Source organism: Aeromonas sp. MTB (assembly GCF_056632455.1).
In genome coordinates this window covers 712,601-727,340 of sequence record NZ_CP147026.1, presented here as the reverse complement: position 1 = coordinate 727,340, position 14,740 = coordinate 712,601, and the positions used below count along the sequence as shown (strand labels likewise).

The 14,740-nt window shown below is 61.2% G+C and carries 15 protein-coding genes; 12 read left to right on the top strand and 3 right to left on the bottom strand.

Annotated elements, in window-relative coordinates:
- Positions 1 to 72: 72 nt before the first annotated feature.
- From hrpB to gloA2, 3 genes are all read left to right on the top strand, one after another.
- Complete coding sequence (gene hrpB / locus WBR25_RS03490) at positions 73 to 2,520, top strand: ATP-dependent helicase HrpB (protein WP_479749411.1); 2,448 nt, start codon at positions 73 to 75, stop codon at positions 2,518 to 2,520.
- 73 nt (positions 2,521 to 2,593) lie between these two features.
- Positions 2,594 to 4,912 (top strand): penicillin-binding protein 1B, encoded by a 2,319-nt coding sequence (gene mrcB, locus WBR25_RS03485; protein WP_042052390.1) that lies wholly within the window; start codon positions 2,594 to 2,596, stop codon positions 4,910 to 4,912.
- Between the two features lie 58 nt (positions 4,913 to 4,970).
- Positions 4,971 to 5,372 (top strand): SMU1112c/YaeR family gloxylase I-like metalloprotein, encoded by a 402-nt coding sequence (gloA2, locus tag WBR25_RS03480; RefSeq protein ID WP_069554920.1) that lies wholly within the window; start codon positions 4,971 to 4,973, stop codon positions 5,370 to 5,372.
- A gap of 78 nt (positions 5,373 to 5,450) precedes the next feature.
- On the opposite strand, the gene WBR25_RS03475 is transcribed toward gloA2, so the two are convergent.
- Together WBR25_RS03475 and WBR25_RS03470 are read right to left on the bottom strand one after the other, a co-directional pair.
- On the bottom strand, positions 5,451 to 5,771 hold the full coding sequence (locus tag WBR25_RS03475) for an SMR family transporter (protein ID WP_005335659.1): 321 nt from the start codon (positions 5,769 to 5,771) through the stop codon (positions 5,451 to 5,453).
- Positions 5,768 to 6,154, bottom strand: a complete 387-nt coding sequence (locus WBR25_RS03470) for a DMT family transporter (protein ID WP_005335660.1) — start codon at positions 6,152 to 6,154, stop codon at positions 5,768 to 5,770. Before WBR25_RS03470 ends, WBR25_RS03475 begins: the two co-directional genes overlap by 4 nt.
- 158 nt (positions 6,155 to 6,312) lie before the next feature.
- Between WBR25_RS03470 and WBR25_RS03465 the strand changes: the two genes are divergently transcribed.
- From WBR25_RS03465 to ppa, 3 genes are all read left to right on the top strand, one after another.
- A complete protein-coding gene (locus WBR25_RS03465; RefSeq protein WP_005362906.1) occupies positions 6,313 to 7,194 on the top strand; it encodes a LysR family transcriptional regulator in 882 nt (293 codons plus the stop codon).
- 109 nt (positions 7,195 to 7,303) lie between these two features.
- Entirely contained in the window at positions 7,304 to 8,884 is a 1,581-nt protein-coding gene (locus WBR25_RS03460; protein ID WP_101529634.1) for a DUF3369 domain-containing protein, read from the top strand.
- A gap of 216 nt (positions 8,885 to 9,100) precedes the next feature.
- Positions 9,101 to 9,631, top strand: a complete 531-nt coding sequence (gene ppa, locus WBR25_RS03455) for an inorganic diphosphatase (protein WP_005335667.1) — start codon at positions 9,101 to 9,103, stop codon at positions 9,629 to 9,631.
- Between the two features lie 26 nt (positions 9,632 to 9,657).
- On the opposite strand, the gene WBR25_RS03450 is transcribed toward ppa, so the two are convergent.
- A complete protein-coding gene (locus WBR25_RS03450; RefSeq protein ID WP_076492509.1) occupies positions 9,658 to 10,005 on the bottom strand; it encodes a hypothetical protein in 348 nt (115 codons plus the stop codon).
- A gap of 139 nt (positions 10,006 to 10,144) precedes the next feature.
- Between WBR25_RS03450 and WBR25_RS03445 the strand changes: the two genes are divergently transcribed.
- The 6 genes from WBR25_RS03445 to WBR25_RS03420 all read left to right on the top strand — a co-directional run bounded on the left by WBR25_RS03445 (position 10,145) and on the right by WBR25_RS03420 (position 14,720).
- A complete protein-coding gene (locus WBR25_RS03445; RefSeq protein WP_043821720.1) occupies positions 10,145 to 11,035 on the top strand; it encodes a hypothetical protein in 891 nt (296 codons plus the stop codon).
- Positions 11,036 to 11,255: 220 nt separating this feature from the next.
- Complete coding sequence (locus WBR25_RS03440; RefSeq protein ID WP_005343253.1) at positions 11,256 to 11,798, top strand: YtfJ family protein; 543 nt, start codon at positions 11,256 to 11,258, stop codon at positions 11,796 to 11,798.
- Between the two features lie 44 nt (positions 11,799 to 11,842).
- On the top strand, positions 11,843 to 12,142 hold the full coding sequence (locus WBR25_RS03435) for a hypothetical protein (protein ID WP_479749410.1): 300 nt from the start codon (positions 11,843 to 11,845) through the stop codon (positions 12,140 to 12,142).
- Positions 12,143 to 12,173: 31 nt separating this feature from the next.
- Positions 12,174 to 12,785 carry a DUF2796 domain-containing protein gene (locus WBR25_RS03430; protein ID WP_479749409.1) on the top strand — a complete coding sequence of 204 codons (612 nt, stop codon included), beginning with the start codon at positions 12,174 to 12,176 and terminating at the stop codon, positions 12,783 to 12,785.
- A gap of 4 nt (positions 12,786 to 12,789) precedes the next feature.
- On the top strand, positions 12,790 to 13,479 hold the full coding sequence (locus WBR25_RS03425) for an ABC transporter ATP-binding protein (protein ID WP_479749408.1): 690 nt from the start codon (positions 12,790 to 12,792) through the stop codon (positions 13,477 to 13,479).
- Positions 13,473 to 14,720, top strand: coding sequence for an ABC transporter permease (locus WBR25_RS03420; protein WP_479749407.1), 1,248 nt, complete (start codon positions 13,473 to 13,475; stop codon positions 14,718 to 14,720). The genes WBR25_RS03425 and WBR25_RS03420 overlap by 7 nt, the downstream gene beginning before the upstream one ends.
- The last annotated feature ends 20 nt before the right edge of the window (positions 14,721 to 14,740 follow it).

Genomic DNA, 14,740 nt, shown 5'->3' with positions numbered 1-14,740 from the left:
CTCACGGTGGCGCGGGTGGCTGTGGCAGAATAGGCGCCGTTTTACCGGTTGCCACAGAAGGTGCTCATCGCTTTGTCCCAGCTCCCCATCGTTTCGGTATTACCCGAACTCTTTGCCGCCCTCGACAGCCACACCAGCGTGATCCTGCAGGCGCCCCCCGGCGCGGGCAAATCGACCCTGCTGCCGCTGGAGCTGGTGCGTCAGAACCGGCTGCCCGGCCGCATCATCATGCTGGAGCCAAGGCGCCTCGCGGCGCGCAATATCGCCAGCTTTCTGGCGCGCCAGCTGGGGGAGAAGGTGGGCGAGCGCATCGGCCTGCGGGTGCGTGGCGAGAGCCGCACCAGCTCAGCGACCCGGCTCGAGATCGTCACCGAAGGGGTGCTGACCCGGATGTTGCAGCAGGATCCCGAGCTTACTGGCGTTTCGCTGGTGATCTTCGATGAGTTCCACGAACGCAGTCTGCACGCCGATACCGCGCTGGCCTTCGCTATCGAGAGCCAGCAGGGATTGCGCGATGACCTCAAGCTCCTGGTGATGTCCGCCACTCTGGATGGCATGGCACTCGAGACCTTGCTGCCGGATGCCCCTGTGGTTCGCTCCGAGGGGCGTGGTTTCCCCATCGACTACCACTACCGCCCCGCCAATCGCCAGCAGTGGCTGGAGCCGCAGGTCGGCGCCGTGGTACTCGAAGCGCTGGCTGAGCAAGATGGCAGCCTGCTGGTCTTTCTGCCCGGACAGGGTGAGATCGAGCGGCTGGCACAATGGTTGGCAGACAAACTGCCGGACGACGTGACCCTCGCCCCCCTCTACGGTCGCCTCGACATGGCGGCGCAGCAAGCGGCCATCGAACCGGCGCCTGCCGGCCGCCGTAAGCTGGTGCTCACCACCAATGTGGCGGAGACCTCCCTCACCATCGAAGGGGTCTCTGTCGTTATCGACAGCGGGCTGGAACGACGGGCCTCCTATGATCTGAAAAGCGGTGTCACCCGACTGGAAACCCGCCAGATAGCCAAATCCTCCGCCACCCAGCGGGCAGGTCGTGCTGGCCGTCTCGGCCCCGGCGTCTGCTACCGGCTCTGGAGCAGCGAGGTGCAGGAGCGGCTCGCCGAGCAGAGCCCGCCAGATATTCTCACTCAGGAGCTGACCGGCCTGCTGCTGGACGCCGCCCAGTGGGGGGCAAAGGTGGAAGATCTGCCGCTGCTGGACATGCCGCCGGCTGCGGCCGTCGCCAGCGCCCAGCAGCTGCTGGTGGCCCTTGGCGCCATGAAGCCGGAGGGTGAGCAACAACTCACTCCCGCTGGCCGCACCATGGCCGCCTTCGGTACTCACCCTCGCCTCGCTCGCATGCTGCTGCGCGCCCGCGAGCTGGAAGCTGAAGGTCTGACAGGGATTGTCGCCGATGCCGCTTATCTGGTGGCGTTGCAGGAAGAAGATCTGCGAGGAGCGGAGCGCCTCTCTGTGCTGTTCCACCGCCGTCAAAGTGCCCTGCGTCAGGGTGCGGCCCGCTGGTTTGAACGGCTTGGCGCCCGCCCTGCCAGTGCGCAGGGTCAGTGGCTGGGGCTACTCTGTGCCCTCGCCTGGCCGGATCGCATCGGCAAACTGCGCAGCGGCAGTCGCTATCAACTCAGTGGTGGGGTGAGCTGCGATCTGGTAGAAGGTCATCCCTGTCAGGGACAAGCCGCCCTTATCGCCATCGAGATGGGGCAGAACGATCGCGGCAGCCGCATCTTTATCGCCGAACCGGTCGATCTGGACGAGCTGGTACGCCTGCTGCCGGAACTGGTGAGCGAGCGCCAGTGGTTCGACTGGGATGAACGGGAAGAGCGGGTGCGCGCCGAACGCCAGCAGGTGATCGGCGAGCTGGTGCTGAGCCAGCGACCGCTAACCGAACTCTCTGACGAGCAGAAAGGGCGCTGCCTGCTGCAAGGCATTCGCCGCAAGGGGCTGCATGTACTGCCTTGGGACGAGAGCAGCGAAGGGCTGCTGGCCCGCCTGCGCTGCGCCCGCGACTGGCTGCCCGATGAGGGGTGGCCCGCGATGGATGACGAGAGCCTGCTGGCAACGCTGGAACAGTGGCTGCTGCCAGCGGTGAGCGGTATGACCCGGCTGGAGCAGCTGAAGAGGCTCTATATGAGCGACATCTTGCGCCAATCCCTGCCCTGGCCGTTGCCCAAACGGCTGGACGAGGCGCTGCCGAGCCACTTTGCGGCGCCCACCGGCAGCCGGGTGCGGATCCGCTATCAACCGGGGCAGGCACCGGTGATCCCGGTGCGCATTCAGGAGATGTTCGGTCAAGGTTCGACCCCCTGCGTGGCCGATGGCCGGGTGCCGCTGGTGGTGGAGCTGCTCTCCCCCGCCCAGCGACCGCTGCAGATCACTGCCGATCTGGCTGCTTTCTGGGCTGGCTCCTACGAACAGGTGAAGAAAGAGATGAAGGGGCGCTATCCCCGCCACTACTGGCCGGATAATCCGCTGGAGGCGATGCCGACCAAGGTCACCAAGAAGAAGATGGGCATCTAGGTTCGACGGGTTAATCCCGCTCGGGCGTTCGCGAATGCGACATAACAAGTAGAAAGGAAAGCAAAGAGGATTTATGGCAACCCAACGACGCAAGCGTGCCCCCAAGAAGGCTGCGCCCAAACGCACCATCTGGCGCAAGCTGTTCTGGCTTGGCTTCAAGCTCTCCCTGGTGGTGGCGGCCTTTATGGTGGTGTTTGGCATCTACCTCGATACCAAGGTGCGCGAGCGCTTCGATGGCGAGAAGTGGCAGCTGCCGGTGATGGTCTATAGCCGCCCGCTGGAGCTCTACCCCAGCCAGCGCCTGTCGCGGGACCAGATGCTGCGCGAGCTCAACATGCTGAGCTACAAGCAGGTGCGCCAGCCTCACACGCCGGGTGAATACACCATCAACGGCAACCGCATCGAGCTGATTCGCCGTCCGTTCGAGTTCTATGACGGCGCCGACGGAGCCCGCGGCCTGCGCCTCACCTTCAACGGCCCGCGCCTTGAGGGGATCCAGTCGCTGGAGAACCAGCGCCAGCTCGGTTACGCCCAGATGGACCCTGTGCTGCTCGATCGCCTCAATACCGAAGATCGGGAAGATCGCCTGCTGGTGCGTATCGCCGAAGTGCCCGACAGCCTGCTGGTGACCCTGCTCACCACCGAAGATCGCGACTTCTACCAGCATGGCGGCGTCTCGCCAGTGGCCATCATGCGCGCCATGTTCGCCAACCTGATCGCGGGTCGTACCGTGCAGGGGGGCAGTACCCTGACCCAGCAGCTGGCCAAAAACTTCTTCCTGACCCGTGAACGCAGCCTGTGGCGAAAACTGCAGGAAGCCTATATGGCGGTGCTGATCGACTATCGCTACAGCAAGGACGAGATCCTGGAGTCTTACCTCAACGAGGTCTATCTGGGGCAGAACTTCTCGCAAGGGGTCTATGGTTTCGGGCTTGCCTCCTACTTCTACTTCGGCATTCCGGTCAACGAGCTGGATATCGATCAGGTCGCCCTGCTGGTCGGTCTGGTGAAAGGCCCCTCCTATTACGATCCCTGGCGCTTCCCGGAGCGGGCCAAGACCCGCCGTGATCTGGTGCTGAAGCTGCTGATGGATCACGGCAGCCTGACCCAGGCCGAATATGAGCTGGCCAGCCGCCAGCCCCTCGGCATCATCGCCCGCGGCCAGATGAGCTATGGCCGCACCCCGGCCTTTATGGGACTGCTCAAGCGAGAGATCCAGAGCCGCTTCGGCGCCGATCTGCTCAAGCAGTCCGGCCTCAAGATCTTCACCAGCCTCGACCCCATCGCCCAGCATGCGGCCGAGCGGGCGGTCGAATCGGGCCTCGCCGATATCGAGAAACTGCGCGGCAAGAAAAAGCTGGAGGCGGCCATGGTGGTCTCCGACTGGCACAAGGGCGAAGTGGTGGCGCTGGTGGGTGGCCGCGATCCCCGCTACGCCGGGTTCAACCGGGCGCTGGATGCCCGCCGCCAGATCGGCTCGCTGGTGAAACCGGCAGTCTACCTCACCGGTCTCTCCAACGGCCTGACCCTGGCGACCCCGCTCAAAGATCAGCCGATCCGCATTCGCGGTCAGGATGGTCAGGTCTGGACGCCGCAAAACTACGATCGCAAGTTCCGCCAGAGCGTGCCGCTGATGGATGCGCTGGCCAGCTCACTCAACGTACCGACCGTCAATCTGGGTCTGCAGGTGGGGCTGGAAAAAGTGGTCGATACCCTGCACAAGCTGGGAGTCCAGCAGGAGATCCAGCCCTATCCGTCGCTGGTGCTGGGGGCGGTTGCCCTCTCCCCGCTGGAGGTGAACCAGATGTATCTGCCCATCGCCAATCAGGGACTGACCCAGCCGCTGTCGGCCATTCGCGCCGTGGTGAACGGAGATGGCAGCCTGCTCTATCAGCATGATCAGACCGCCAAGCGGGTCACCGACCAGCAAGCAAGCTGGCTGACCCTGTTCGCCATGACCAAGACGGTGAGTCAGGGCACGGCCCGCGCCCTCAGTGCCAAGTTCCCCGGCGCCACCATGGCGGCCAAGACCGGCACCACCAACGAGCTGCGCGACTCCTGGTTTGCCGGGATGGACAACAACGAGCTGGTCAGTATCTGGGTCGGTCGCGACGACAACACCCCGGCGGGTTTGACCGGTGCCAGCGGTGCCCTGCAGCTCTTTAGCGGCTACATGAGCCAGCGCGGCGTCAACAGTCTGGGGCTGAAGATGCCGGAAGGGGTCACCTGGGCCAACTTCTCCCGCGCCAGCGGCACCCGCGTCACCAGCGACTGCCCGGGCAGCCTGCAGGTGCCGGCCAAGGCATCCACCATGGGCTCCCCGGCCGGTTGCGCCAGCAGTGCGACGCCACGCAGTGCGCTGGATGACTGGTTCGGCGGTTTCTTCAACTAGATCAACGACACGGGCAGCGCAGGCTGCCCGTTCACTATGCTGCTGACAAGGAAACACCATGACCTTTCCGCTGTTTGACGCCATCCACCATGTGGCCATCATCGCCAGCGATTACCCACGCTCGCGCCACTTCTACCACGAGGTGCTGGGGCTGCCCATCATCGCCGAGACCCTGCGCGAAGCGCGCCAGTCGTGGAAACTGGATCTGGCCCTGCCGGACGGCAGCCAGCTGGAGCTGTTCAGCTTCCCCTCGCCTCCCGAGCGCCCCTCCAGGCCCGAGGCGTGCGGCCTGCGCCATCTCGCCTTTCGGGTCAGCGATCTTGACCGGGTCATCGCCCACCTACTGACCCATCGGGTCGAGGTAGAGCCGGTACGGGTGGACGAGCTGACCGGCAAACGCTTTACCTTCTTCGCCGACCCCGACGGCCTGCCGCTGGAGCTCTACGAAGCGCCGCGCTGAGCCTGAGTCGGTCAAACAGTCGGCCAAACAAAAAGCCGCCCGGCGAAACCGGGCGGCTTTTGTTATTGCTTCAGATTATCAGGCGGTAGTCAGCATAACGACAGCCAGCGCCATCACCATCATGCCAGCCCAGCCGATGGGCTTGAGCCGCTCACCGAAGAAGAGCAAACCGCCCAGCGCCGTACCGACGATGCCGATAGCTCCCCAGGTGGCGTAGGCAACAGCCAGGTCAATCTGACCGCCACTTACCGCTTCCGAGAGCAGGGTAAAGGCGCCGAGTACCAGCATGATCCCCAGGAATCCCCACCCCTTGTAACGAAAACCCTTGGAGCGGTTGATGGCCATGTTGGCGCCGATATCGATCAGTGCGGCACCCAGTACAATCACAAACGGACTCATGCTGTGGCCTCCGCTTCTACTGACTTGTCTGCGGGCTCATCATGGGTCTCCCCCATGGTCACCATAACAATCCCCACTATCGCGAGAGCCAGGCCAATCAGCTCCTGAACGGTCACATCGTAACCAAGGAACATGACCGACACTATGGTGATCAAGGTGATCCCGAGCCCCTCCCAGAGCGCAAACGCAATACCAATGGAGATTGTTTTGGCGGCTTTCGCCAGCAACCAGTACGAGAAACCGATCAACAGCCACATCGGGATGTAATTCATCCAGCCTGCCCCCTGCTCGGGGATCATGGCCATGCTGGAGGTACCGGCGACCTCGGTCACGATGGCGCCGGTCAAAAACAGCCGGGCCAGAAACATACGACTTAATAACATATAAGATGCCTTTGTTGCTTCGACGGGAGAGATGGTAAACGGGGATAAGCAACTCGCGACAATCGCTCAGCGTCGATTATTCCGACGCCACAGGTTTGCCTTGCCTTGGTTTGGCACGCTAAGGTGATGGTGAAAAACTCTGCCATGGCCTGTAAAACATGAAGCTATATCAGATAGAACTCTTTGTAGAGTCAGCCAATAGTGGCTCTATTGCCAACACCGCCCGTCGCCTCGGCAAAAGCCGCAGCGCCGTCAGCACCTCCATCGCGGCGCTGGAAGTTGAGCTTGGCGTCGAACTTTTTGAACGAGGTGCCAATCAGAGTCGTCTGACCGAGATCGGCGAGCTGGTGCTTGATGATTGCACTCGCCTGCTGCAGGCAGCCAACAGCCTGCAGCAGAAGTGCAAACATTACGCCTCGGGGGCCGAAGTGGCGCTGCGGGTCGCCCGCGATGACGCGATTCCCGAACCGGTGTGGCGCGAAATGCTGGCCGCCTTGCACAGCCAGTTTCCCGGCACCAGTATCTCGCTGGTGCTTGCCTCTCCGCCTGAACTGCCGGCGCTGGTGGAAGAGGGATTCGTCGATGCCGCCTTTGGCCTTATCACCGAGGATCAGGAACGCAGCGGCCTCAATATCGACGTGCTCAACCCGATCCGCACCCTGATGGTGGTGGCACCCAGCCATCCGCTGGCCGGACTGAAGCGGGTCAAACAGCAAGATCTGACCGATCACACCCAGGTCACCCTCTCGTATGTAGATGAATTTTCAGTAAAAAGCCTGCTACCTGTGGGAGGCCAGCATATCGGCCTCTCCAGCTTCGAGTTGATGCGCAATGCGGTGCTGGACGGACTGGGCTGGGCAGTGCTCCCCTCGCCGCTGATCCAGAGTCAGCTGCGACAAGGCTCCCTGCTGACCCTGAAACACAAGTTCAGCCTGCAGTGGCGGGATTACGGGGTCTATCTGGCGGAAAACGCCTATCACGGCAAGGTGTTGGCCTGGTTGAAGAAGTCGATCCAGGGGTATCTGGAACCTTTCGAGTAGCGATAAAGAGGCGGAGCCAGCTCACGATATCTACTTATCCTGATGATCCGAGCGGATGTGATCGTGCATACTGTTCACATACTCATTGAGCGCCGGAGGCGTAACCGATATGAGCAGTGCCCAAGACAAGGACGATATCTTGCTGGACGACGACATCATCGAACTCGATGATGAGGAGGTCGTGGTCCCCAAGGCACTCAACCCATGGCAAGTGCTGATCGTGGATGATGAGCCGGATATCCATCATGCCACCCGCCTGGCCCTCTCCAACATTCACTACAAATCCCGTCCGCTGGAGCTGCTCAATGCCTACAGCGGCGCCGAAGCTGGCCGCATGCTGGAGGCCAATCCCAGGATTGCACTGATCCTGCTCGATGTAGTGATGGAGACCGAAGACGCAGGTCTGCGGCTGGTGCACCGGATCCGCAACGAAATGCATAACTCGCTGGTGCGGATCGTGCTGCGTACCGGCCAACCCGGCCAAGCCCCCGAGCAGCGGGTGATCCTCGATTACGACATCAATGACTACAAGACCAAGACCGAGCTGACGGTACAAAAGCTCTACACCACTGTCATCGCATCCCTGCGCTCATACGAAACCCTCAGTGCCATCGACAAGAGCCGTCAAGGGCTCGGCAAAATTCTGGAAGGGGCGGGCGATCTCTACCATCTTCATTCACTCAAGGAGTTTGCCTCCGGCGTGCTGAAACAGATCAGCGCCATTCTCGATGTGGGCACCGAAGGGGCTATCTGCGCCGAGCGCCGTCCCGGCGAACAGGGGCTGGAGATCCTCGCCGCCACCGGCGACTACGAGACTCTGCTGGATGATGGCAAGATCACCGACTTCCCCACCCTCAATGACTCGGTCATGAAGGCACTGGCGGCGCGCTGCAACCGCTTTGAACACCCGCAGGACTCCCTCTATATCGCCGCCCAGAATGGTCGCGAGTTCGTGTTGAGTTTTACCCCGACCCAGCCTCTCGATCCCCTCGAGTGCGATCTGCTGGATGTCTTCTGTCAGCGCATCTCGGCGGCCTACGACAACCTCTATCTCTACAACCAGTTGCTGCGCGCGCAGGAGGCCACCGTGGTGGCGCTGGCGGCGCTGGCGGAGTTTCGCGACTCCGATACCGGCGAGCATGTCTTGCGGGTGCAGAAACTCTCGGATGCCATCGTGGCCGAATTGAAGCAGATGGCGGCCTATCCCGAGCAGCTGACCCCGGAGTTTGTCGAAATGATCGGCATGGCCTCCATCCTGCACGATGTGGGCAAGGTGGGCACCCCGGACCATATCCTGCACAAGCCCGGACGTTTCGACCCGGAAGAGCGGGCCATCATGGAGCAGCACGCCGGTATCGGCGCCAATATCCTGCACAAGGCGGGTGAAATGGTGGAGGGAACCAGCTACCTCTCTCTCGGCGCCGAAATCGCTCGGGGCCACCATGAACACTTCGATGGCAAGGGCTACCCGCAGCAGCTGGCTGGTCAGCAGATCCCGCTGTCGGCGCGGATTGTGGCGGTAGTCGATGTATTCGATGCCCTGCTCAGCAAGCGTCCCTACAAGGAGCCCTGGACGCTGGCGCAGACCATGGAGTATATCCAGTCCCGCTCCGGCACCCAGTTTGACCCTCATGTCGTAACAGCCCTGTCGCGACTGGTCAACGAGTCGAGACTCCCCTACTCGCTCTGACCCCCTTTGCTCGCAACTCCACATGCCCTGCCGGTGACCAAGGTCAGCGGCAGGGCATCAAAACAGCCGTTTTGTTGCATCCCGCACACATCAAAGTGCCGCAAAGCGGAAACATCCCCCTTCTTTGTTAGCGATAGCCGCTGAAATATGGTCATTTAACATCACATCGCTATAATATCGGCCTGCAAACCTGATACTAACAACGAAGGAATTATCATGAGCCTGAACCTGGTACCGGCCGGCAAGAGCCTGCCCGACGATATCTATGTCATCATCGAAATCCCGCAGAATGCCGACCCGATCAAATACGAAGTCGACAAGGACAGCGGTGCTATTTTCGTCGATCGCTTCATGTCTACCCCGATGTTCTATCCGTGCAACTACGGCTACGTGAACGCGACCCTCTCTCTGGATGGTGACCCCGTCGACGTACTGGTTCCGACCCCCTACCCGCTGCTGGCTGGTTCCGTCATTCGCTGCCGCCCGGTTGGCGTGCTGAAGATGACCGACGAATCTGGCGAAGATGCCAAGATCGTTGCTGTACCTCACTCCAAGCTGACCAAGCAGTACGACCACATCCAGGATGTAAACGATCTGCCGGAACTGCTGAAAGCCCAGATCCAGCACTTCTTCGAGCGCTACAAAGAGCTGGAAGCGGGCAAATGGGTCAAGGTGGAAGGCTGGGGCGACAAGGCGGCTGCCGAAGCCGAGATCAAGACCTCTGCCGAGCGTTACGCTGCCAAGTAAGCGTCACCCGGTATGAAAAAGGCGCCTTATGGCGCCTTTTTTGTCGGTGTTTGCGGCAGCTGACCGGCCGCATCTCCGGCAGGATTGCCCTGAATGTATATTTCACGACCATCTTTCTGGTAAGGACGATAGTAATCACCGCCACAGCGATAGCCGCCGCCAGGCTGGCTCATCAGCTCGCAGTTGACCGGCAACACCTCCAGCCACTTGATGGCCTGCTGGTAGCGCAGCCACTCCTGCCATTCGTGTTCGCGCGCCAGCTGGTCACGCAGAGCAAAGGTATCCGCAATGGACATCCCCTTGTTGACGATCACCTGACCCGCCATGGCTGGCAGGCTGAGCAGCCCAAACAGCACTATGATCCAAGGCTTCATAACCCCTCCAGAGTGACTTAATTTCACAATTAAATTAAAAGTCACATCAATCTGTTATCCAGATCACAAAACGAAACATCACCAAAGTGGTGCCGGCTCACCTAGTTGTTAATTATCGTCCACGGCAGGAAGCACCACCATGAAGCTGACCCCCGCGCTGTTGCTCAGCCTCACTCTCTGCACCACTCTTGGTGCTACAAGCAACGCCAGCGAAATCAACATGAGCTGGCAGTGGCAATCCACCGATGGCCAGCGCAAGCACTTCCAGCTGACCACCGACGATCAGGTGATGGCCGCCAGTCGCCACGAGATGAGCCTGCTGAAGGCCTCTCTCACCAATCCGCTGGAGACCCTTTACGCCTACATCAGCCCGCGGCTCTACAACAGCATCAACCTGATCAATCAGAGCAGCCCCGAGACAGCTACCAAATTTCGCAATCTGGAGCAGGCCTTCACCCTGCGGGACGACAGCATGGAGTCGATGCTGTTCTGGCAAGCCTACCAGCAGTATCAGGAGGATGCCTTCTACCAGATGAGGGTGATCCCCTGCGTCCATCCGGCCAATCGCAAACTGCCTTGCGTGCGACCCGATTACTCCCAGCTCTTCTACCACTTCAAGGGGCATCTCAAGCCGCTGGCGCAGCAGTTTGCCGCCAAGGATCTCGCCACCAGCGTCAGCCTGCTGCAGGAGTGGCTGAACGCCATCCCCACCCAGCCGGAGCAGCTGGATCACTTCGCGCCGCCGCTACAGGCACTGCAGGATAACAAGGCCGACAGCGACGAGAAGGCGCTGCTGATGGCCAGTCTGCTTGCGGAGCTGGCGCCGCAATATGTGCTCAGCATCATCTATCCGGATATCAGCATCGGCAGCGTCTCCCCTGCCTGGCTGGCCATTACGGCAGACAGCGGCGTACCCGGTGATGTGGTGGTGATCAACAATCAGCGCCATGTGTTGCTGACCGGCTCGTCCCTGCTGGCCCAGCAGATGACCATGGCCAAGATCCCCCTCATCAGCGAGTCGCTCTACTGACGCAGACAGCTCAGACCAGCAGCCAATTCATTGATTTTTATCGATGTCATGCCATCCTAGCCGCCCTTGCCAGCCAACCCCCTGACTGGCGGGGCGCCGACGCTTCTGAATTGCGATCTTATTTAACACTTTTTAAACAGATCCGATCAGTTTAGGATGAAGCTCGCCCATTCCCTCAATCCGAAACTCGTTATAACATAACAAATGGAGTGTCATCAGGATGAAACATCTCGTACTTACTTTGGCGCTGCTGCCATCTCTGGTCTTTGCTCACAACTTCAAGGATGGCAACCCGGTGCCGCTGGTCAATGTCAGCGACAAGGGTGAGCTGGTACTGAATGGCAAGGATATCGGCTACCAGCCGTGGCAGAGCACCTCGCTCACCGGCAAGGTGTTCCTGATCCAGCATATTGCCGGTCGCTCCAGTGCCAAGGAGCTGAACGCCCCGATGATCGAGGCGATCAAGGCCGCCAAGTTGCCGCAAGACAAGTACCAGACCGTTACCGTCATCAACAGCAATGACGCCATCTGGGGCACATCCGGCTTCGTGAAGAGCAGTGCCGAGGACAGCAAGAAAGAGTTCCCCTGGTCCGCCATGGTGCTGGATGCCAAGGGCATGGCGCGCAACGCCTGGGATCTGACGCCGGAAAGCTCGGCGATCATCCTGCTGGATAAAGAGGGCAAGGTGCTGTTTGCCAAAGATGGCCAGCTCGATGCCAACAACATTGCTACCGTGATGGGGCTCATCAAGTCCCATCTCTAAGTCAGAGAGAAAGGGCGCTGATGGCGCCCTTTCCATAAGGGTCTATGGGTCGTATCAAGCTGAAAATCTGGATCTTGCTGCTGGGCTGGTTATGGCTGCAGCCTGCCCTTGCCCGGCACCAGTTTGAATCCGCCCTGCCCGGCCACGACGACCATCACTGCCTGGTCTGCGCCCTCCATCTGGATGGCAAACAGGCCATCACCGCTCCCCCCTATTGTTTCCCCGGTTCGACCTCTGTTCTGCCTGCAGTTGCAACCATGCAGCGCTCGGCGGATACCGCCACGCTTCACAGCTATGCCATCCGTGCGCCGCCCGCCTCTGCTTTTCTCTATCCCTTCGTTTAATTTCGTTATTTGTTTTGAAAAAGGATTAAAGATGAAAGCAGTTACTCTGTTGCTGGCCGCAGCGGCCTTTGGCGCACACGCAAATCACGACGAACACGAGAGCCACAGCCACGGCGCCCACGAGCATGGCCACGGCCACCTCAATCTGGTGGTCGATGGCGACCAGCTGATGATCGAGCTGCAGGCACCCGCAGCCGATCTGGTAGGCTTCGAGCACGCCGCCAAGAGCGATGAAGAGAAGGCGCAATATGCCAAAGCGGTCGCCCGCCTCCAGCAGCCTGACGCCCTGTTCCGCTTCGACCCGGCCGCTGGCTGCAAACTGACCCAGCAGGAGCTGCAAGCCGCCAAAGAAGAGCATGATCACGACCATGACCATGACCATGACCATGACCATGACAAGGCTGCCAGCGACAAACATGAAGACCAGCATGATCATGACGAAGCGGGTCACGCCGACACCGGCCACGCTGATCTCGGAGCCATGTACACTTACACCTGCGCCACGCCAGCCAAACTGACCGGCCTTGAGGCGACCCTGTTCAGCGTCTATCCGAGCCTTGAGAAGCTGAGCGTGCAGGGCATCCTGCCCACTGGCCAGACCGCTGGCGAGCTGACCCCGTCCGCCAACAAGCTGAGCTGGTAACGCCATGAAAAAAGCCGTGGTTGAGATCCGCGATCTGGCCTTTGCCTGGCCAGGTGGCGACGCTGTACTCGATCTGCCCGCCCTCACTATCTGCGAGGGTGAGCGGGTCTTTATCAAGGGCCCGTCGGGCTCTGGCAAGTCGACCCTGCTCGGGTTGCTGGCCGGGATCCAGACCGCCAACCACGGCACCCTGGAGGTGCTGGGCCAACCATTGGCCCGGCTCTCTGGCCGTGCCCGTGACCACTTCCGGGCGGCCAATCTGGGTTATATCTTCCAGCAGTTCAATCTGCTGCCCTTTCTCTCGGTGCAGGACAACGTGACCGCTGCCCTCACCTTTTCGCCCGCCAAACGGGCCCGCCTGCAAGGGAGTCCGGAGCAGGAGGCGCGCCGTCTGCTGGCGGAGCTGCAACTGCCGGATGACGCACTGCATCGCCCCGTTCATGCCCTCAGCATTGGCCAGCAGCAGCGGGTGGCTGCCGCACGGGCGCTGATCGGCTCGCCGCCACTGGTGATCGCCGACGAGCCCACCTCGGCCCTCGACACCGACAACCGGGCCGCCTTTATCAAGCTGTTGTTCGAGGAGTGCGACAAGCAGGGCTCGACCCTGATCTTCGTCAGCCACGACCCTTATCTCGAACCCCTGTTCCCGCGGGTCGAAAACCTGCAACAGCTCAACCGGAGGGCATCATGCTAAAGCTCGCCCTGCAAAGTCTCTGGGCCCGCCGCCTCACCGCCGGGCTCACCCTGCTGGCCGTTGCCATCAGCGTCACCCTGTTGCTCGGGGTGGAGCGGGTGCGCACCCAGGCCCGTGAAAGTTTCTCCAACACCGTCTCGGGGACCGATCTCATCGTCGGCGCCCGCTCCGGTCAGGTGAATCTGCTGCTCTACTCGGTGTTTCGCATCGGCAACCCCACCAACAACGTGGGGTGGGACTCTTATCAAGCCATCAAACAGAAACCGGGCGTCGCCTGGACCATCCCGCTCTCCCTTGGTGACTCCCACAAGGAATTTCGGGTGCTCGGCACCAATGGCGACTACTTCACTCACCTGAAGTACGGTCAGCAACAGTCGCTGCAACTGCGGGAAGGTCGGCCATTCGACACGCCGTTTGAAGCGGTACTCGGGGCTCAGGTGGCCGAGAAGCTCGGCTATCACCTCGACCAATCCATCGTCATCGCCCACGGCGCTGGCAACACCTCGTTCAGCCAGCACGACAATCTGCCGTTCAAGGTGGTGGGCATTCTGGCGCCGACCGGCACGCCCATCGATCGCACCATCCATGTGCCGCTGGCGGGGATAGAGGCGATCCATCTGGGCTGGGATACCGGCCGCCACAGCAAGAACGTGACGCCGAAGCAGGCACTGGCGCAGGATCTCACCCCGAAAACCATCACCGCCTTTATGGTGGGGCTGAGCAACCGGATCCTGGCGTTCCAGCTACAACGTAGCGTCAACACCTATCCCAAAGAGCCGTTGATGGCGATCCTGCCGGGGGCCGCCCTGCAGGAGCTGTGGAGCCTGATGAGCGTGGCGGAAACCGCCCTCTCGGTCATCGCCGGTTTCGTGGTGGTGGCTGGCCTGATCGGCATGCTGACCACATTGCTGGCGGGGCTTAACGAGCGGCGCCGGGAGCTCGCCATATTGCGATCCCTCGGTGCGGGCCCTGCCCACCTGTTCCTGCTGCTGGCGCTGGAAGCCATGGCGCTGACCACGGTCGGCATCGCTCTCGGGGTCGCAGTGCTCTATCTGGGGCAGGGGCTTGCCTCGCCCTGGCTGCTCAGCCACTATGGCCTGCAACTGAGCCTGGGGCTGCCGAGCACCTACGAGTGGCAACTGCTGGGGGTGGTCTGGCTGGCAGGCATGATGATCGGCCTGCTCCCTGCTGCCCGCGCTTACCGCTACAGCCTGAGCGATGGCATGAGCATTCGCGTCTAGCGAGACGCCCAAAAATAGAA

Excerpts from the sequence above, each read along its gene's own strand:
- mrcB (WP_042052390.1), top strand. The coding sequence starts at position 2,594 with ATGGCAACCCAACGACGCAAGCGTGCCCCCAAGAAGGCTGCGCCCAAA.
- gloA2 (WP_069554920.1), top strand. The coding sequence starts at position 4,971 with ATGACCTTTCCGCTGTTTGACGCCATCCACCATGTGGCCATCATCGCC.
- WBR25_RS03475 (WP_005335659.1), bottom strand. The coding sequence starts at position 5,771 with ATGAGTCCGTTTGTGATTGTACTGGGTGCCGCACTGATCGATATCGGC.
- WBR25_RS03470 (WP_005335660.1), bottom strand. The coding sequence starts at position 6,154 with ATGTTATTAAGTCGTATGTTTCTGGCCCGGCTGTTTTTGACCGGCGCC.
- WBR25_RS03465 (WP_005362906.1), top strand. The coding sequence starts at position 6,313 with ATGAAGCTATATCAGATAGAACTCTTTGTAGAGTCAGCCAATAGTGGC.
- WBR25_RS03460 (WP_101529634.1), top strand. The coding sequence starts at position 7,304 with ATGAGCAGTGCCCAAGACAAGGACGATATCTTGCTGGACGACGACATC.
- ppa (WP_005335667.1), top strand. The coding sequence starts at position 9,101 with ATGAGCCTGAACCTGGTACCGGCCGGCAAGAGCCTGCCCGACGATATC.
- WBR25_RS03450 (WP_076492509.1), bottom strand. The coding sequence starts at position 10,005 with ATGAAGCCTTGGATCATAGTGCTGTTTGGGCTGCTCAGCCTGCCAGCC.
- WBR25_RS03445 (WP_043821720.1), top strand. The coding sequence starts at position 10,145 with ATGAAGCTGACCCCCGCGCTGTTGCTCAGCCTCACTCTCTGCACCACT.
- WBR25_RS03440 (WP_005343253.1), top strand. The coding sequence starts at position 11,256 with ATGAAACATCTCGTACTTACTTTGGCGCTGCTGCCATCTCTGGTCTTT.
- WBR25_RS03435 (WP_479749410.1), top strand. The coding sequence starts at position 11,843 with ATGGGTCGTATCAAGCTGAAAATCTGGATCTTGCTGCTGGGCTGGTTA.
- WBR25_RS03430 (WP_479749409.1), top strand. The coding sequence starts at position 12,174 with ATGAAAGCAGTTACTCTGTTGCTGGCCGCAGCGGCCTTTGGCGCACAC.
- WBR25_RS03425 (WP_479749408.1), top strand. The coding sequence starts at position 12,790 with ATGAAAAAAGCCGTGGTTGAGATCCGCGATCTGGCCTTTGCCTGGCCA.
- WBR25_RS03420 (WP_479749407.1), top strand. The coding sequence starts at position 13,473 with ATGCTAAAGCTCGCCCTGCAAAGTCTCTGGGCCCGCCGCCTCACCGCC.